Here is an 18,528-nt window from a genome sequence, read left to right on the forward strand (position 1 = left end):
CGAGATCACCCCCGGGTAATTGTGATGAAATCCGTGCCTTCGCCGGTCTCGGAGCCGAGGCCGGTATCGGAGATCGTCAGCGTTGAGCCGGGCGCGATCAGCGCGTCGATCCTGCGGCGGGTCTCCTCTGGGATCACGATGCGGCTGAGCGAGCGGGCAATCGGTTTGCCCATGACGATCGAGCTTTCCTGATTGGTGATCCCGAGCCGCTTCATCGTCTCGCGCGAGAGATTATTCGCCAGCGTGACGCCGAGCCAGTCCGCCGTGCCGGCCCTTTCATCGACTGCATGCAGGGTCAGAAAATGCGTGCCGAGCGCCAGGCCCGGATCGGCGATCGTCACCGGCGCTTCGAAGATCGGCTTGAAGGCCTGCCGCACCATGATGACGCCGTTCGGCGGCTCGCCTTTGCCAGCGGCCGCATAGACGGACTTGAGGAGCGTGTCGGAGACCAAGCTTCTGTCGCCGGCAAATTCCGCCGGCCGCAGCGTCTTGAAGGTATTGATCGCCTGCACGGTCGACGCGCCGAGCAACCCATCCGGATCGCCGGCGGCAAAGCCGAGTTGGTTGAGAAGCATCTGGATGTCGATCACCGTCTCGCGCAGCGTCCGCCGCGTGACGAGCATGCTGATCGGCTCGGACGGCTCGGCCTCGGACACTGCTACCGGCGCCATCGGCATCGGTATCGCAGCCGTGTCGTTCATCGCCACTTGCACCGGTTTTTGCGGGCTGTCGGGCATGGATGGCCGCAGTTCGACATCCGAAAGCAGCGGCATCGCCGCCGGCGTGTCCGGATGGAAAAGGGTGGGGTGGTCGATCGGCTGCGGCACAAGTTCGCCGTCGCTGATGATGACGGGGACGCCGGTCTCCGTCATTCCGTAGAGCATTTTAGCGAAGGCGCCTGGCATGCGCACGCAGCCGTGCGAGGCGGGATAACGCGGCACGGAATTCGACTCGTGCAACGCGATGCCGGACCAGGTCAGCCTTTGCATGAAGGGCATCGGCGCGGCCGAGTAGAGATTGGATTCGTGGTATTTCTGCTTTTCCAGCACGGAGAAGATGCCGCTCGGCGTCGTGTGGCCATCCTTGCCGGTCGAGACCTTCGAGGTCGCAACGACCTCGTCGCCGTCATAGACCGCAAGCGACTGCTTGTCCTTCGAGACGAAGATCTGCAGCGTGCGCACATCCGCGGCAAAGGCGGGGTGCACGAGTGCGGTGGCCGACAGCAAGCCGAGGCCGAAGACGAGACGCGAGAACATGATACCCAACCATACGCAATACTGGTCCGGCACATTATGGGACGAAGTTTAAGGAAGATTTTATCGGCCGGATCGCGCACCCGTCTCACGGTTTAGTGATCGCGCTTGCCGCTGCCGAAGGTATAGCCGGTCTCGACCGTCTTGTTGCCGAACTTGTCGCGCAGCTTGTCCATCGCCGCTTCCGCCGCCGCGCGCCGGCCTGATTGCCGGTCGATGAGATCGGGCGGGTCGGCGCGGGCGGCATCGCCGAGATCGGTGACGCCGATGCCGAGCAGCCGGAATTTCGTGCCGTCCGTTTCTTTTTCAAGAAGCTCGAGGCCTGTGCGAAAAATCCTGTCGGCAAGCTGTGTCGGGTCTTCGAGTTTGCGGTTGCGGGTGCGCGATTTGAAGTCGGCGGTCTTCATCTTCAGGACCACGGTCTGGCCGGCAATATCGCTCTTCTTCAGCCGCCAGGAGACCTTCTCGGAAAGGCTGCGCAGGATCGGCACCAGTTCGTCGTAGCGCGATATGTCATCGAAGAAGGTCGTCTCGGCCGAAACGCTCTTGGCCGCATCGTTGAGATGAACCTCGCGGTCGTCGATGCCGCGCGACAGCCGGGCAAGCCGCTGGCCGATGCTGCCATAGCGGCGCATCAGGTCATTCTCCTCCATCTGCTGCAACTGCCCGATGGTGCGGATGCCGTCCGCCTCCAGCGTTGCCGCAAAGGCCTTGCCGACGCCCCAGATGGTGGTGACGGGACGCGGGGCCAGGAACTCGACCGCTTCTTCGCGGCCGATGACGGAAAACCCGCGCGGCTTCTGCAGGTCGGAAGCAACCTTGGCGAGGAACTTGCAATAGGAAAGCCCGACGGAAACGGTGATGCCGATCTCCTTTTCGACGCGTCGGGCGAATTTGGCGAGCGTGCGCGCCGGCGGATCGTGATGCAGCCTCTCGGTGCCGCCCAGCTCCAGGAAGGCCTCGTCGATCGAAAGCGGCTGTACCAGCGGCGTCAGATCCTGCATCATTGCCCGCACCTGGCGCCCGACCCGGACATATTTTTCCATGTCGGGGCGGATGACGATCGCCTCGGGACATGCCTCCAGCGCCTTGAACATCGGCATAGCCGAACGCACGCCGTGGATGCGCGCGATATAGCATGCGGTGGAGACCACGCCCCGTTTTCCGCCGCCGATGATAACGGGCTTATCGGCAAGCTCCGGATTGTCACGTTTTTCGACGGCCGCATAGAAAGCGTCGCAATCGATGTGCGCAAGCGTCAATGCGTAGAGTTCGCGATGGCGCACGAGGCGTGGGCTGCCGCAGGAAACGCAACGGCGCGCCTCGCCCTTCTGCTCGGCAAGGCAGTCGCGACAGAAGCCGGGTGTCTTGTCAGGCGTGGGCGTCATCATGGGAACAAAGGTTGAACATGCTGACGTTACGCCTTAAGCTCCCGAGTCACAAGAGAGGGTGGAAGCTTTGCCTTTGGATAACGACCTTCGTTTCGAGCCGGTGACAGGAGAACGCTGGGGTGACTTCGAAACCCTGTTCGGGCCGCAGGGGGCTTTCTACAATTGCTGGTGCGTCGCGTTGCGCCTGCCGCATGCGGTGAGAACGAAGATGCCGGCCGAAGAGCGCAAGGCGCATATGCGGGAACGGATTACAGCAGGCCCACCGCCGGGCATTCTCTGTTATGCCGGGCGCGCGCCGGTCGCCTGGGTGCAGGTCGGGCCGCGCCACGACGTGCCGCAGTTCAATTCTCCGCGCACCGTCTCGCGGCCGTTGGAGGAGGGCGATGCGCATGATCCATCGATCTGGGCCGTCAGTTGCTTTTTTCTGCTGCCTGCACTGCGCGGCAAGGGGATGAGCCATCGCCTGCTCGCCGGCGCGATCGACCATGCGCGGCGAGGGGGAGCGCGGTTCCTCGAAGCCTGTCCGATCGATCACGTCAAGCAGTCGAAATCGGTCACACTCTGCATCGGCTCGACGGCGATTTTCGATGCCGCCGGTTTCGAGATGGTGGCAAGGCGCAAGGACGGCCGTCCGCTCATGCGGCTGGAGCTGCGCGACTGACCGTGTCGGAAAGGAAATGCGCCTCGATGAGTTCGGCCGCATGCACCCAGTCGGTGGCGCGGGTGATGTCGCCGGCCGCCGCCGGAGCAAAACGATGGACGGGCGAGTTCGGTATCAAGTGAATGAGCAGGCAATCGGCGACGTGATCCCTTACGGAATGCAGATTGCGCGCCATATCATCGATGAAGACGACAGGAAGGGAGCGGCTCGCATGCAGCGCGTGAACGATCGGTCCCTTGGGCTGTTCGGTGGCAAGCAGAGGAAAGAGCAGGCCCATCCTGTCGAGCAGGCGACGTCGCTGGTCCTGGAACCGTGGCTGCATGGCTGTGAGGAAAAGGACGTCGGCCTCTTCGGAAAGCCGGCCGAGCGTCTCGACAACGCGGTCGAGCGGCGTCTGCCACAGCTCTTGCGCTTCGAAGAACTCTTCGATCAGCCGGCTGACCTGCTGGTCCTCGATCGCAACCCAGTCCGCCTTCGAGACGATGTTGCCGTGAAGCCGGAACGAGCGCGGCAGGAACTCATGGCCTTGGCTTTGAAGGAAAAGCTGGAAGGGCCCGATGAACTGCAGCACGACGTCGTCGACGTCGCAGACAATCAGCGGCTGCTCGCCGAGGCGGATATGCGAGATGTCGAGTTCCGTCACGCTCAGTATTCTCCGGAATCGAGGCCCGGAGAAGAGAAATGCCGCCAGGCGGCGGTCACCGTCTCGGGGCTGAGTCCGCTCGCCGCGCAGAAGGCCATCGCCGTCGGTTCGTGGTTCATCAGGAAATCCATCATGCCGGCAAGAAATCCCGGATCGTTGACGGCACTGCGCACCTGGCTGGGCGCCACGCCGGTGAGCGCGAGGAAGCGCCCGAACATGTCGGGATCGTCGGCAAGCCAGCCGAGCACGGCGACCGCCGTCTCATGCGGGTCGGCGGCTGGTTGTTTCGAAGTCTTGAAGTTGCTTTGCATTTCGAGGGGTAAGTTACCTTTTCTTCAACCAAATACCGCTAGCGTGCAGCTATCGGTTTCACGGAGCAATTTGTCCATATGTGCATTTCCCATGGGACGAATAACTGCGCGAACGGACGTGGGGACAGCTTGTCATGCCCAAACAGGTGATGATTGTAGAAGATAACGAGCTCAACATGAAGCTCTTTCGAGACCTGATCGAGGCGTCCGGCTATACCACGATTCAGACAAGGAACGGCATGGAGGCGCTCGATCTCGCGCGCAAGCATCGCCCCGACCTCATCCTCATGGATATCCAGCTTCCCGAGGTCTCAGGCCTCGAAGTCACCAAATGGCTGAAGGAAGACGACGAACTGCACGTCATCCCCGTCATCGCCGTCACGGCTTTTGCGATGAAGGGTGACGAGGAGCGGATTCGCCAGGGCGGCTGCGAGGCCTACGTTTCCAAGCCGATCTCGGTTCCGAAATTCATCGAGACGATCAAGACCTATCTGGGCGATGCCTGACGCATCGGAAAGACGCTTATGACTGCGCGAATACTGGTGGTTGACGATATTCCGGCCAACGTGAAGCTGCTCGAAGCGCGGCTGCTCGCGGAGTATTTCGACGTGATGACCGCGGCCGACGGCTACGAGGCTCTCGCAATCTGCGAGCGTCACCAGGTCGATCTCATCCTGCTCGACATCATGATGCCCGGGATAGACGGTTTCGAGGTTTGCGAGCGGTTGAAGGCCAGCCAGAAGACCGCCCATATTCCCGTCGTCATGGTGACCGCGCTCGACCAGCCTGCCGATCGCGTACGCGGGCTGAAGGCCGGCGCCGACGATTTCCTGACGAAGCCCGTCAATGACCTGCAACTGATCTCGCGGGTGAAGAGCCTGCTGCGGCTGAAGACATTGAGCGACGAGCTGCGCATCCGCGCCGACACCGCCCATACGATGGGCATCGACAACCTCACGCGGGCAGGCGAGGGCCGAGCCGACGAGAACGCTCAGGTCCTGCTCGTCGACGGCCGCGCCAATTCGCAGGAGCGCATCATCAAGGCGCTGAAGCCCGTCGCCGACGTGCTTGCCCTTTCCGATCCGCAGGCCGCCCTCTTCGAGGCCGCCGAAAGCGCGTTCGACCTTGTCATCGTCAACGCCAATTTCGACGATTACGATCCGCTTCGCCTCTGCTCGCAACTGCGCTCGCTGGAGCGGACGCGTTTCCTGCCGATCCTGATCATCACCGAGCAGGGCTCCGACGAGATGGTCGTTCGCGCGCTCGATCTCGGTGTCAATGACTACATCGTCCGTCCGGTCGATCCCAACGAACTGGTTGCCCGCAGCCTGACGCAGATCCGCCGCAAGCGCTACAACGACCGCCTGCGCAACAGCGTCAAGCAGACGATCGAGCTTGCCGTGACCGATCCGCTGACCGGTCTTTACAACAGGCGCTATCTCGACAATCACCTGAACGTGCTTTTCAACCGTTCGATGGCCCGTGGCCGGCCGCTTTCGGTGCTGATCACCGATATCGACCGCTTCAAGCAGGTGAACGACACCTACGGCCATGACGGTGGCGACGAGGTGCTGCGGGAATTCGCAAACCGCGTCCGTTCGACCATCCGCGGTGCCGATCTCGCCTGCCGCTACGGCGGAGAGGAATTCGTCGTTGTAATGCCCGACACATCGCCGGAAGTTGCCGCCACCGTCGCTGAGCGTCTGCGCGCAGCGGTCGAAAGCACGTCTTTTGCGCTGAAACATTCAGGTCAGGCGCTGAGCGTCACCGCTTCCTTCGGCATCGCCTCGCGTATCGCCTCGGTTCTGACCCCTGATCAGTTGATGAAGCAGGCGGATCTGGCTCTCTATGAAGCCAAGAATACGGGCCGTAACCGTGTGGTCGCCGCGGCCGCCTGACGAATCATTTGCCGCCATAGACGCCATATTGGAGTTTTCCACTGCGGTAAGTGAATTATTACGGATTTTTAATGCTGGCCTGCGCGATGCGCAGTGAAAATTTTGCAACTTAATAGCCCAAAAATGGACTTCCCGCATTCCTGCGAATGTGCTGACATTCGCTAGTCTCGAAGACGTTAGGCCATCACTGGAAACGAAACAGAGACTATAAAAAACCTGCGGCCAACAGGGTGCAAATAGATTGCGCCGACGTCACCTGACTTAAGGGGAGGGGAGGCGTAAGTTATTAGGCTATATTGTCGAATTTCTTCGGCGGTTCATGCGACGCGCTTCGAACCCAAGCAAAGCCCCTAAATCTTTGTATGTACCAAAATTGGGCTTTTAACCATAGAATCAAGCTTAGAAAAATAACCATTAAGAATTTGTTGATTTTCTTTCATTTTTGCGCAAATTATCGGCTCATAAGAGAAGCGCTCCCGTAGAGGAGTTGTCGATACCCCATGATGCTCAGGTCCGCCGCATCTCCTGGGTCGTGGGGTCGGTCGGCTAGTAGGCAAGCTATAGCGGTTCCTCGTGCCGTTTTGCATGCTGGCCGACCCCCTTTCAAGAAAACGCCGCCACTTCCCGAAGATGGAAGGGCGGCGTTTGTCTGTTTGCGCTATCATCTTCAACGGCAGTCTGATTTCAACGGCAATCCGATCCGGGGAACCAATCCGGACAATAAAAAAACGCGCAACCCGAGGGCGCGCGCTTTTCAGAATTCCTGAGACCAAGTGATTACTTGATCTTGGTTTCCTTGAACTCGACGTGCTTCTTTGCAATCGGGTCGTACTTCGTCTTCGTCATCTTGTCCGTCATCGTACGGCTATTCTTCGTCGTGACGTAGAAGAAACCGGTGTCGGCTGTCGACAGCAGCTTGATCTTGATTGTTGTAGCCTTGGCCATGGTCGTCCTGCCTTTAAGAAAATGAAAGCCGTGGAAGCCGGATGAGGCTCCACGGCAAATTCTGGCGCGAAACTACGAATCCAGCCCGAAAAGTCAAGCCCGTTTTCGAATGAACATCAGCCTGATGCCGGAAAGTAGGGCATAGAGGCCGAAGAAAGCGGCGATCGCCCAGGCAAAACCGTTATTGCCGGCGACGTCGATCGCCGCGCCGATCACCTGTGGCCCCGCCACCGTTCCCATCGCATAACAGAAGACGAAGGCGGCATTGGCCGCCGCAAGATCGGAGCCTGTCAACCGCGAGCCGAGATGGCTGAGGCCGACCGTATAGAGGCCGGAGACGCAGCCGCCCCAGAAAAGCAGGATCCCGGCCATCAGCAGCCAGTTGTTGACCAGCACGGGCAGCATCATCGATCCGACGAAGCCCATCAGCGCCATGCAGGCCAGAAGTGGCCGCTTGTCGGAAATGCGGTCGGAAAGCAGGCCCAGCGGGATCTGGAAGATGACGTTGCCGACGCCCATCATGGTGAGCAGCAGCGCGGCCTGCGATTCGGTGAAATGAGCGCGCACGGCAAAGATCGGGAAAAGCGAGAGCCCGCCCGCTTCGACCGCGCCGAAGATGAAGACGGCCGCCGTCGCCGTCGGCACCAGGAGGACGTAGCGCATGAAATGCAGTTCCGGCTTTTCCTCGAGTATCGGGCTTTCGTCTCGGGCGATGAAGATCGGAATGGCAGCAAGCAGGATCGCGGCGGCGCCGATCAGGAAGGGAAAGATGCCGTCGCTGCCAAGCAGCGAAAAGAGCAGCGGTCCTGCCGCAAAGCCGAGGGAAAGCACCGTCGCATAGATGCCGAGCACGAAGCCGCGCTTGGAGGGCGGTGAGGCGGCGTTGATCCAGAATTCCGAGAGGATGAACAGCGTTGTCGTCGCACCATGAAAGGCGAAACGCAGCGGAAACCACATCCAGAATTCCTGGGCATAGTAGAATCCGAGTGCGCTCAACGCTGAAATCAGCACGGCCCAGAGCATTGTCGGCGCAACACCATATTTGTGGGCGAGCTTGGTGGTGACGGGTGCCGCGGCCATCGCCGCGATCCCGGCCATCGCCGTGTTAAGCCCGATCAGGGTGGATGAGATACCGCGTTTTTCCAGGATGATGCTGAGAAGCGGGAGCCCGAGACCGATTGCTATGCCGACGGCCGAAATGGACGAGATGGCTGCCACCAGAGAAGGCCAATGGATTTCTTCGACATCGCCTGGTGTGCCGTTTCTCGGCTGAGACATTTATCCATCCTTAGATAGCTGCGCGAGCGAATCAGCCGATCGCGTCACATAGATAGACACAAGCGTGCCAAATCCAGGTGACGAGCGGCGTTTCGCAATATTTCCGATGTGAGTGGCCATCTGCGGAATGTAAAGCCTGTTCGGACAAGAAATGCTTACCATGTCAGGTCGTTGAGGATCGTCGGCTCCCGCGTTTGGGTGTGGTCGGTGGAGGGCTGGCACTACACGTTAAATATGTCTGGAAGGTGAAGGTGCTAATCCGGCCGTCCGGGGATGTCATAATCGTCCGGGCTGTCGCTCTCCCCACCGAAGCCGTGCATGCGCAGTGCCCATTGCAGGCCGATCACGCCACCCTTGATCGGCTGGATGCAGGCGAGGGCGGTAATAACCGTGACCGGCGCCCAGATGGCCATGTGAACCCAGACCGGCAGCACGAAGGTCATGTCGGTCAGCATGTAGCCGCCGACCACGACGTGGCCGAGGACGAGGATGACGATATAGGGCGGCAGATCGTCCGAGCGGTGGTGATGCATCGCCTCGCCGCAGGCCGCGCAACGATCGATCGGCTTCAGGAAAGCGCGAAAAAGCTTGCCATTGCCGCAAGCCGGGCAGCGGTTCAGCAGTCCGCGCATGATGGAGCGCCCAAGCGGACGCTCGATGTCAGGCGAATCCCCGTAGCGGGCGACCGGATCGGTCGGTGTGCTCATCGCATCTTCCTCTTTCGGACCGGGAGTATTGGATTCGTTCCCTGAATCGGGTCCGATGCCCTAGCGGCGCCCGCGCGGGGGCCGCGTTCCCGGTTTCTTGCGAACCTGGCCCCTGTCCCGGCGGCCTGCCTTGTGGAAGGAGCGCACCGCCGTCGGCATTTCGCGCCCTTCGCTCAGCATTTCGAAACGCAACGCGCCGGCAAGTGGGATCGCTTCGGCAAGCTTCACGGTGACGCTGTCGCCCAGGCGATAGCCGAGCCCCGTCTTTTCACCTGAGAGTGCCTGATGCGCCTCGTCATAGATGAAATAGTCGGTGCCGAGCGTAGATATAGGGACGAAACCGTCGGCGCCATAGTCCGGCAAGGCGATAAAAAGCCCCGATTTCGTAACGCCCGAAACACGGCCGGCAAATTCCTCACCGATGCGGGTGCTCAGGTGATGGGCGATCAGCCGGTCGATGGTCTCGCGTTCGGCGGCCATGGCCCGCCGCTCGAAAGTCGAGATTTCGGCGGCGATATCGTCGAGAGCCGCTTCTTCGTCGGTCGTGATGCCGCCTTCGCCGAAGCCGAGGGAGCCGACCAGGGCGCGATGCACGATAAGATCGGCGTAGCGGCGGATCGGCGAGGTGAAGTGGGCGTATTTCATCAGGTTGAGGCCGAAGTGGCCAATGTTCTCGGGGCTGTAGATCGCCTGGCTCTGCGAACGCAGCACCATCTCGTTGACCATGGTCTGGTGCGCCGTACCTTCCGCCTTGGCCAGGATGCCGTTGAAGCTGTTGGCGCGCATGTTGCCGCCCTTGGCGAGCGAGATGCCGAGCGTGGCCAGGAACTCACGCAGGATTTCCTGCTTGGCGAGCGTCGGGCCGTCATGGATGCGGTAGATCAGCGACTGGCGCTTCTTCTCCAGCGTCTCGGCGGCGCAGACGTTGGCCTGGATCATCATCTCCTCGATCAGCTTGTGCGCATCGAGCCGCGGCGGCACGAAAACCCGGTCGACCGTGCCGTCGGGCTTCAGCAGGATCTTGCGCTCCGGCATGTCGAGTTCAAGCGGCTGGCGCCGGTCGCGTCCGCGCTTCATCACCTCATAAGCGTGCCAGAGCGGTTTCAGGATCGGCTCGAGCATAGGCCCGGTCTTATCGTCCGGATTTCCGTCGATTGCTGCCTGCGCCTGCTGGTAGGAGAGCTTTGCCGCGCTTTTCATCATGATGCGATGGAAGGTGTGGCCGATCTTGCGGCCTTCCCCGGAGAAGCTCATGCGCACGGCGAGCGCCGGACGGCCGACGCCTTCCTTCAGCGAGCAGAGATCGTTGGAGATGCGCTCCGGCAGCATCGGCACGACGCGGTCGGGGAAGTAGACCGAGTTGCCGCGCTTCAGCGCCTCGCGGTCGAGCGGCGAATTCGGGCGGACATACCAGGAGACGTCGGCAATAGCGACAGTGACGATGACGCCGCCGGGATTGTCGGGCGAGGGATCGAGCTCGGCATAAACGGCGTCGTCATGGTCCTTGGCGTCAGCCGGATCGATGGTGATCAGCGGCACGTCGCGCCAGTCTTCCCGATGCGACATCGTGGCGGGCTTTGCTTCTTCGGCTTCCGCGATGACCGCCGGCGGGAAGACATGCGGAATGCCGTGAGCATGGATCGCGATCATCGAGATCGCCTTTTCCGAGCCAACCGAGCCGACCACGGAAAGAACCTTGGCACGCTGCAGGCCGAAGCGGCCGAGGCGGGCGATTTCGACCTCCACCAGGTCGCCGTCCACAGCACCGCCGGTAAACTCGGGATCGATCACCATCTCTTCGCCGCGCCGTTCGATCGGCAGGAGCCGACCGGCGCCGCCAGGTGCTGCGCGGAAGACGCCCATCGATGCGCCGCGGCGTCTGTCGATCACCTTGATGATGCGCGCCGTATAGGCCGGTCCGCCACGATCGACGGCTGGGAAGATTTTTGCCAGGATACGGTCGCCGAGACCGGCGACGGGTGCCTTGCCCTTGCCCTGGCGGCCTGCCGGCGATTGCTGGCGGATGGCGACTGCGGGCGCAACGCCCTGATCCTCCGGCCATTCCGCCGGCCGGCCGATCAGGTCGCCATCCTTGTCGCGCGTGGTGATGTCAAGCACGGTGACGGGTGGCAGCGCGCCGGGGCGGATCAGCGACTTGCGGCTCTTCTGCAGCATGCCTTCCTGCTCGAGCTCCTGCAGCATGTGCTTGAGCTCGACGCGGCTGTCTCCCTTCAGGCCGAAGGCCTTGGCGAGTTCACGCTTGGAAGCCTTCTGCGGGTGATCGGCGATGAAACGCAGGATCACCTCGCGCGAGGGCAGGGCGCCGTGGACGATGTTCAGCGGCTCGACGGCGGGAGCATCCTTGCCTGGGCGGCCGATCTTGCCCGGGCGTTTGCCCGCGGGATTTGTTCTTTCGCGCGGTATCCTGCTCACGTCAGCTCTTTTTCGATTTCGCGGGCGCCTTCGCCTTCGTTGTCTTCGGCTTGGCAGCCGTCTTCGTGGCCTTGGCCTCGGCAGCTGCTGCCTTCGGCTTGGCTTTCGCCTTGACCGTCTTGCCGGCAGGAGCCTTGCCTGCCTTCTCGGCGATCAGCGCAAGCGCCTCTTCGACGGTGATCGCCTGCGGATCCTTGCCCTTCGGCAGTGTCGCATTGACCTTGCCCCAGTTGACATAGGGACCGTATTTGCCGTCGCGAACGGTGATAACGCCGCCGTCGGGATGATCGCCGAGCGTCTTCAGCGCCGCCGGCGTGCCACGCGCACCCCGGCCCGGCGCCTTGTTCGCCTTTTCGGCGATGACAGTCACGGCGCGGTTGAGACCGACCGAGAACACGTCCTCGACGGTCTCCAGATTGGCGTAGGAGCCGTCATGCAGAAGGAACGGCCCGTAGCGGCCGATGCCTGAAGAGATCATCTTGCCGGTTTCGGGATGTTTGCCGATATCGCGCGGCAGCGAGATCAGCGCCATCGCCTTTTCGTAGTCGATATCCTCGGGCTTCCAGCCTTTCGGCAGCGAAGCGCGCTTGGCTTCCTTGCCGTCGCCGCGCTGGATATAGGGGCCGAAGCGCCCCGAGCGCAGCGTCAGATCCTCGCCCGTCGTCGGATCGGTGCCGAGGTTCTTCGGCTCGTTGAGTGCGACACCTTCCGCTTCCCCACCGTTTTCGGAGGAGAGCTGACGGGTGTAATTACACTCGGGATAATTCGAGCAGCCGACGAAGGCGCCGTATTTTCCGAGCTTCAGCGACAAGTTGCCGGTGCCGCAGACCTGACAGATTCTGGGATCGCTGCCATCCTCCCGCTTGGGGAAGACGAGCGGCGCCAGCGCCTCGTTCAGCGAATCGAGCACATTGGTGACGCGCAGTTCCTTGGTGTCTTCGATCTGGGCGAAGAAATCCTTCCAGAAATCGCGCAGCACCTGCTTCCAGTTCAGCTCGCCGGCGGAAATCCGGTCGAGCTTTTCCTCGAGATCGGCGGTGAAATCGTATTCGACATATTTGGTGAAGAAGCTTTCGAGGAAAGCGGTCACCAGCCGGCCCTTGGCCTGCGGGATCAGCTTGCGCTTGTCGATCGTCACATAGTCGCGGTCGCGAAGCGTCGCCAGCGTCGCGGCATAGGTGGAAGGACGGCCGATGCCGAGCTCTTCCATCTTTTTGATCAGCGAGGCTTCCGAATAGCGCGGCGGCGGTTCGGTGAAATGTTGCGTCGAATTGATCTTCTGCTTGGCGAGGTTCTCGCGCGCATTGATCTCCGGCAGGCGGCCATCCTCGTCGTCGCCGTCGCTCTGTTCGCCGTCCTCTTTCTGGTCGGTATAGGCGGCGATGAAGCCGTCGAAGCGGATGACCGAGCCGACGGCGCGAAGGCCGGCCTTCTCGCCCTTGTTGTCGGCAGTGATCTCGGCTGTCGTGCGCTCAATTTCGGCCGATGCCATCTGGCTGGCGATGCCGCGTTTCCAGATCAGGTCATAGAGGCGGATCTGGTCGGCATCGAGGAACTTGCGCACACGGTCGGGCGAGCGGTCGAAATCGGTCGGACGGATCGCCTCGTGTGCCTCCTGGGCGTTCTTGGCCTTGGTGGAATAGAAACGCGGCTTCTCCGGCATGTAGCGCTCGCCGAACTGGTCGACGATGGCGCGCCGCGCCGCGTCGATCGCTTCGGGCGCCATCTGCACGCCATCAGTTCGCATATAGGTGATCAAACCGACTGTCTCGCCGCCGATATCGACGCCTTCATAAAGCTTCTGGGCGATCTGCATGGTGCGAGAGGCGGAGAAGCCGAGATTGGAGGAGGCAGCCTGCTGCAGCGTCGAGGTCGTAAAGGGCGGTCCGGGGTTACGCTTGACCGGTTTTGCTTCGACCGAGTCGACGATGAAGCTTGCGCCTTCGAGCAAGGCCTTCAGGCGGCCGGCTTCCTCGCCGTTGCCGATCGCGCGCGGCGGCAGCCGCTTTCCGTGCGCTGAAACCAGTTTCGCCTCGAACTCGTCGCCGCGCGGCGTCTTCAGAAGCGCCGAGAGGTTCCAGTATTCTTCCGAAATGAAGCGCTCGATTTCGGATTCTCGGTCGCAGACCAGGCGAAGCGCCACCGATTGGACGCGGCCGGCCGAACGCGCGCCGGGCAGCTTGCGCCACAGGACCGGGGAAAGATTGAAGCCGACGAGATAGTCGAGCGCGCGGCGGGCGAGATAGGCGTCGACCAGCGGCACGTCGATGTCGCGTGGATCGGCCATCGCATCGAGCACGGCCTTCTTGGTGATCGCATTGAAGACGACGCGCTTGACGGGCTTGCCGTTGAGCACGCGCTTCTTGTTCAGCATGTCGAGGACGTGCCAGGAAATTGCCTCACCTTCGCGATCCGGGTCGGTCGCGAGGAAAAGGCCGTCGGAGGATTTCACTGCGTCGGCAATGTCCTTCATCCGCTTGGCGGAGGCGCTATCGACCTCCCAAAGCATTTCGAAATCCTGATCGGGGAGGACTGAGCCATCCTTGGCAGGCAGATCGCGCACATGGCCGAAGGAGGCGAGCACTTTGTATCCTGAACCCAGATACTTGTTGATCGTCTTGGCCTTTGCAGGCGATTCCACCACTACAACATTCATGATGATTCTCTAAATAAGAAGCCACGCCAGCGTGGAAGCCGGCGCAAGACGCACCGCAACATGGATACCAGCCCCCCGACATGGACAGGGAAATCGCTGCGGTCAAGGGGTTTGCTACAATTTTACCTCTTGCGGACGGTGCAATCGAGGGAGGATTGCGCATAAAATGCAGCTTTTGATTGCTGTCCTGCTGGTTCGGCACGCGGTTCTGGCAGTTTGCAAAGCCGCTCTTTGATATCGCAAGCCTCAGCTGGAAAGCGAAACGAGGCCGCCCAGATGCCGATGCAGCCTGCCCGATATATCGAGTTCCAGAAGAACGAGATAGACCGCCGATGCCGAAAGGCCGGTGTGGCGGATGACGTCGTCGACCTCGACCGGCGTCGGCCCGAGCGCCTCGATGATGCGGTTTCGATCGGAATCGCCGGGCGGCACGATCATCGCCTTGCCGTCACGCGCGGGTTCCTCCGCCATTGATGACGGGAACAGATCGAATTGCGCAAGCGGCGCCAAAGCCTCGACGACATCGGCAGGTGCGGTGACGATCGAAGCGCCATCCTTCAGCAGCCCGTTGGTGCCGTGGCAGCGCGGATCGAGCGGTGAGCCTGGCACGGCAAACACAAGGCGGCCGAACTCGCCTGCAAGCCGCGCGGTGATCAGCGATCCCGAACGCTCCGCTGCTTCGACGACCACGAGGCCGAGTGCAATGCCGGCGATCAGCCGGTTGCGGCGCGGAAAGTCGCGGGCGCGGGGCTCCCAACCGAAGGGCATCTCGCTCACTGCCAGGCCGTTGCCGCCGGTAATCTCTTCGAGCAGGCCGATATTCTCGGGTGGATAAGGCTGGTCGAGCCCGCCGGCAAGCGCGGCGATCGTGCCCGTGTCGAGGCTTGCCCGGTGGGCCGCGGTGTCGATCCCGCGAGCCAGGCCGGAGACGACGGTGTAACCCGCCCGGCCGCTGTCGCGCGCCACCATCGCTGCGAATTTGGCGCCTGCGATCGAGGCATTGCGCGAGCCGACGATGCCGACGGCCGGTGGTTTGGCAGCGGCAAGTGCGCCCTTGACTGCCAGTAGCGGCGGCGCGCCGTCGATCTGCTTCAGCGCTTGCGGATAATCCGGCTCGCCGATGCCGACGAAGCGGGCGCCGAAACGATGCGCTGCTTCCAGTTCCCGATGCGCTTCGGCCTCGCTGGCGATACGGATAGCCCGCGTCGCGCCGCCGCGCGCCGAAAGCTCCGGCAGCGCTGCGAGTGCGGCTTCAGCCGAACCGAAATGATTGATGAGGTCGCGAAAGGTCGCGGGGCCGACATTGTCGGAACGGATCAGGCGCAACCAGGCAATTCTCTGCCGTTCGGTCAGCACAACGCCTTTTGGTGCCGCGCTCAGCCCATCCATTATCCCTTTGCTCCGATCTTGCTTTCCGTCCCGCTCATCAGGCGCGATATATTCGCCTTGTGCTTCCAGTAGGAAATCAGGGTCATGATCGCCATGATGGCTGCAACTTTTTCGTTGCCCAGGATCCACAGGGCAACCGGGATAACGAGCATGGCAACCAGCGCCGAAAGCGAGGAGTAGCGGGTGGTGAAGGCGACCGCCAGCCAGACGGCGGCGAAGAGCACGACCATGATCGGCGCGACGCCGAGCAGGGTGCCGATATAGGTGGCGACGCCCTTGCCGCCCTTGAAGCCGATCCAGACCGGGAAGAGGTGGCCAATGAAAGCGAAGAAACCGGCGATGATCGCCGCCTCGTCACCAAGGAAATAGCCGACGATCCAGGCCGCGGCCGATGCCTTCAGCGCATCGAGCAGCAGGGTCGCTGCGGCAAGCTTCCGATTTCCTGTCCTCAACACGTTGGTCGCGCCGATATTGCCGGAACCGATGCTGCGCACGTCGCCAAGACCGGCGGCGCGCGTGAGAATCAGGCCGAAAGGAATGGAGCCGAAGAGATAGCCGATGACGGCGGCGACAAGCGCGATCGGCAGCGTGATCTGCCATGACATGAGATTGGATAGCATATGCCCCACAGCCCTCCGTGGCTTATCAGTCCAGCCTTTTCCTAGAGTGCGTGGACAAGCTTTCCCGAGACGTACGTCGCGACTGCTCGCCCGCTGAAGCGCGCATCTTCGAACGGCGTGTTCTTCGAGCGGGAGAGAAGCATGTCTTTGGCGACAAGCCAAGGCTCATCGAGATCGATCAGTGCGATATCGGCAGCAGCGCCCGGCTTCAGCGTGCCGGCATCAAGCCCGAAGATCTGAGCCGGGCGGGTCGACATCGCGTCGATCAGGCGCATCAGGCTCACCTGGCCGCCATGGTGAAGCCGGAGGGCCGCTGCCAGCATGGTTTCAAGGCCGACCGCGCCGTCCGCCGCCTCGGCGAAGGGCAGGCGCTTCGTATCGACGTCCTGTGGGTCGTGCGAGGAGACGATGATATCGATCGCGCCGCGGGCGAGCGCCTCGACCATCGCCACCCGGTCGTCTTCCGGACGCAGCGGCGGATAGAGCTTGAAGAAGGTGCGGTACTCGCCGATGTCGTTTTCATTGAGCGCCAGATTGTTGATCGAAACGCCGCAGGTCACCTTGGCGCCGCGGCTGCGGGCACGCTCGATCGCTTCCACTGATTCCGGCACGGAGATCATCGCGGCGTGATAGCGACCGCGCGTCAGCTCTGCGATCCTGAGATCGCGTTCGAGCGGAATGAGCTCGGCTTCCCTAGGGATGCCGGAAAGCCCAAGCCAGCTGGCGAAAAGCCCTTCATGCATGACGCCGTTGGCGCCGAGATATTTGTCGCGCGTTTCGCAGGAGATGACGGCGCCGAATTCGCGCGCATAGGTCATGATTCGGCGGAGCACCTGCGTATTGTGGACGCTAGAATGGGCGTCGGTGAAGGCGACGGCGCCCGCCTGCATCAGGAGGCCGATTTCCGTCATCTCCTCGCCGGCAAGGCCTTTTGTGATGGCGGCTGCCGGATAGACGTTGACGGCCGCCGTATCCCGCGCCGTTTTCTTGACGAATTCGACGAGCGCGATGTCGTCGATGACGGGGTCGGTGTCCGGCATCATGATGATCGAGGTGACGCCGCCGGCTGCTGCCGCCCGGCTTGCCGACGCGATGGTCTCGCGGTGCTCGCCGCCGGGTTCGCCCACATGGACTCGGGCATCGACGAGGCCGGGCGCCGCGACAAGGCCCGTGCAGTCGCGGATATCAGCGCCTTCCGGCGCGCCCTGGTTCTGCGCATCACGGCCGGCGGCAAGGATCACGCCATTTTCTGCGATGATCGTCCCGACTTCGTCGAGATTGCGCGACGGGTCGATGATGCGGACGTTCTTGAGGACGATCGGGTTGCTCATGCCGTTGTTCCATCGGTTCGGGGACCCTGGTTCTGCGAAACGAGCAGCGTCTCCATCACAGCCATGCGTACCGCGACCCCCATTTCCACTTGCTCGGCGATGACGCTCTGCGGCCCGTCGGCCACTTCCGAAGCGATCTCGACGCCGCGGTTCATCGGGCCGGGATGCATGACCAGCGCATCTTCCTTCGCCGCCTTCAGCGTTTCGGAGTCGAGCCCGTAGAAGTGATAATATTCGCGCACCGAAGGCACGAAGGCGCCCGACATGCGCTCGCGCTGCAGCCGCAGCATCATCACCACGTCGGCGTCCTTCAGGCCTTCCTTCATCGAATGGAAGACCTCGACACCCATCTCGGCAATGCCGGCGGGCAGAAGGGTCGCGGGCGCGACGACGCGCACGCGGGCGCCCATCGCATTGAGCAGCAGAATATTGGAGCGCGCCACGCGCGAATGCAGCACGTCGCCGCAGATCGCCACGATGATGCGTGACAGCTTGCCCTTGGCGCGGCGGATCGTCAGCGCGTCGAGCAGGGCCTGGGTCGGATGTTCGTGCTGCCCGTCACCGGCATTGACGACCGAGCAGGAGACTTTTTGAGCGAGCAGGGCAGCCGCACCCGCGCTCGAATGTCGGATGACCAGCACGTCAGGTCGCATCGCATTCAGCGTCATCGCCGTGTCGATCAGCGTTTCGCCTTTCTTGACCGAGGAGTTGCCGACCGACATGTTCATGACGTCGGCGCCGAGCCGCTTGCCGGCAAGCTCGAAGGAGGCCTGTGTGCGGGTCGATGCCTCGAAGAAAAGGTTGATCTGCGTCAGTCCGCGCAGCGTCGACGTCTTCTTTTCTCTCTGGCGGCTGATCTTGACGGCCTCGTCGGCCTTGTCGAGAAGATAGGTGATATCCTGCTCGGTGAGGCCCTTGATGCCGATGAGGTGGCGGTGGGGGAAAAAGACCATGACCCTGCCTCTTGCTGTCTCTGGCGGGTCTATAAAGAGTGCGGCCCGCCTGGGCAAGC

General features: G+C 62.0%; 16 protein-coding genes. 3 read left to right on the top strand and 13 right to left on the bottom strand.

The features are described 5' to 3' along the window. Positions 1-5 precede the first annotated feature (5 nt). Both EFB14_RS26005 and EFB14_RS26010 read right to left on the bottom strand, forming a co-directional pair. Entirely contained in the window at positions 6-1,256 is a 1,251-nt protein-coding gene (locus EFB14_RS26005) for a L,D-transpeptidase family protein (protein ID WP_126829439.1), read from the bottom strand. A gap of 92 nt (positions 1,257-1,348) precedes the next feature. Continuing rightward, the gene (locus EFB14_RS26010; RefSeq protein ID WP_126829492.1) at positions 1,349-2,641 is read right to left on the bottom strand and encodes a DNA polymerase IV; all 1,293 of its coding nucleotides are present in this window, start codon (positions 2,639-2,641) and stop codon (positions 1,349-1,351) included. Between the two features lie 76 nt (positions 2,642-2,717). On the opposite strand from EFB14_RS26010, the gene EFB14_RS26015 reads away from it, so the two are divergent. Further along, positions 2,718-3,305: a GNAT family N-acetyltransferase gene (locus tag EFB14_RS26015; RefSeq protein WP_126829440.1), complete on the top strand. Its 588-nt coding sequence runs from the start codon at positions 2,718-2,720 to the stop codon at positions 3,303-3,305. Here EFB14_RS26015 and EFB14_RS26020 read toward each other — a convergent pair. Both EFB14_RS26020 and EFB14_RS26025 read right to left on the bottom strand, forming a co-directional pair. Continuing rightward, complete coding sequence (locus tag EFB14_RS26020; RefSeq protein ID WP_126829441.1) at positions 3,280-3,954, bottom strand: hypothetical protein; 675 nt, start codon at positions 3,952-3,954, stop codon at positions 3,280-3,282. The genes EFB14_RS26015 and EFB14_RS26020 overlap by 26 nt on opposite strands. Next, entirely contained in the window at positions 3,951-4,259 is a 309-nt protein-coding gene (locus EFB14_RS26025) for a DUF3572 domain-containing protein (RefSeq protein WP_125849202.1), read from the bottom strand. Before EFB14_RS26025 ends, EFB14_RS26020 begins: the two co-directional genes overlap by 4 nt. 134 nt (positions 4,260-4,393) lie before the next feature. Between EFB14_RS26025 and EFB14_RS26030 the strand changes: the two genes are divergently transcribed. After that, entirely contained in the window at positions 4,394-4,765 is a 372-nt protein-coding gene (locus EFB14_RS26030; protein ID WP_003547430.1) for a response regulator, read from the top strand. Between the two features lie 18 nt (positions 4,766-4,783). Further along, on the top strand, positions 4,784-6,157 hold the full coding sequence (locus EFB14_RS26035) for a PleD family two-component system response regulator (protein ID WP_125849204.1): 1,374 nt from the start codon (positions 4,784-4,786) through the stop codon (positions 6,155-6,157). A gap of 777 nt (positions 6,158-6,934) precedes the next feature. Here EFB14_RS26035 and rpmG read toward each other — a convergent pair. The 9 genes from rpmG to EFB14_RS26080 all read right to left on the bottom strand — a co-directional run bounded on the left by rpmG (position 6,935) and on the right by EFB14_RS26080 (position 18,469). After that, complete coding sequence (gene rpmG / locus EFB14_RS26040) at positions 6,935-7,102, bottom strand: 50S ribosomal protein L33 (RefSeq protein WP_003587245.1); 168 nt, start codon at positions 7,100-7,102, stop codon at positions 6,935-6,937. A 93-nt stretch (positions 7,103-7,195) separates the two neighbouring features. Then, positions 7,196-8,380 (bottom strand): MFS transporter, encoded by a 1,185-nt coding sequence (locus tag EFB14_RS26045; RefSeq protein WP_126829442.1) that lies wholly within the window; start codon positions 8,378-8,380, stop codon positions 7,196-7,198. Positions 8,381-8,634: 254 nt separating this feature from the next. After that, positions 8,635-9,087 (bottom strand): DUF983 domain-containing protein, encoded by a 453-nt coding sequence (locus EFB14_RS26050; protein ID WP_126829443.1) that lies wholly within the window; start codon positions 9,085-9,087, stop codon positions 8,635-8,637. 60 nt (positions 9,088-9,147) lie between these two features. Continuing rightward, positions 9,148-11,520 (bottom strand): ribonuclease R, encoded by a 2,373-nt coding sequence (gene rnr, locus EFB14_RS26055; protein WP_126829444.1) that lies wholly within the window; start codon positions 11,518-11,520, stop codon positions 9,148-9,150. A 1-nt stretch (position 11,521) separates the two neighbouring features. Further along, positions 11,522-14,176 carry a type I DNA topoisomerase gene (gene topA / locus EFB14_RS26060; RefSeq protein ID WP_126829445.1) on the bottom strand — a complete coding sequence of 885 codons (2,655 nt, stop codon included), beginning with the start codon at positions 14,174-14,176 and terminating at the stop codon, positions 11,522-11,524. A gap of 246 nt (positions 14,177-14,422) precedes the next feature. Beyond that, positions 14,423-15,565 (bottom strand): DNA-processing protein DprA, encoded by a 1,143-nt coding sequence (gene dprA / locus EFB14_RS26065; RefSeq protein WP_126829446.1) that lies wholly within the window; start codon positions 15,563-15,565, stop codon positions 14,423-14,425. Then, positions 15,565-16,185: a glycerol-3-phosphate 1-O-acyltransferase PlsY gene (plsY, locus tag EFB14_RS26070; RefSeq protein ID WP_125849215.1), complete on the bottom strand. Its 621-nt coding sequence runs from the start codon at positions 16,183-16,185 to the stop codon at positions 15,565-15,567. Before plsY ends, dprA begins: the two co-directional genes overlap by 1 nt. Before the next feature lie 41 nt (positions 16,186-16,226). Continuing rightward, positions 16,227-17,516 carry a dihydroorotase gene (locus EFB14_RS26075; RefSeq protein WP_126829447.1) on the bottom strand — a complete coding sequence of 430 codons (1,290 nt, stop codon included), beginning with the start codon at positions 17,514-17,516 and terminating at the stop codon, positions 16,227-16,229. Beyond that, on the bottom strand, positions 17,513-18,469 hold the full coding sequence (locus EFB14_RS26080) for an aspartate carbamoyltransferase catalytic subunit (protein ID WP_126829448.1): 957 nt from the start codon (positions 18,467-18,469) through the stop codon (positions 17,513-17,515). The genes EFB14_RS26075 and EFB14_RS26080 overlap by 4 nt, the downstream gene beginning before the upstream one ends. Positions 18,470-18,528: the final 59 nt, after the last annotated feature.

It is taken from the genome of Rhizobium fabae (assembly GCF_003985135.1).
Taxonomy (GTDB): Bacteria; Pseudomonadota; Alphaproteobacteria; order Rhizobiales; family Rhizobiaceae; genus Rhizobium; species Rhizobium pisi.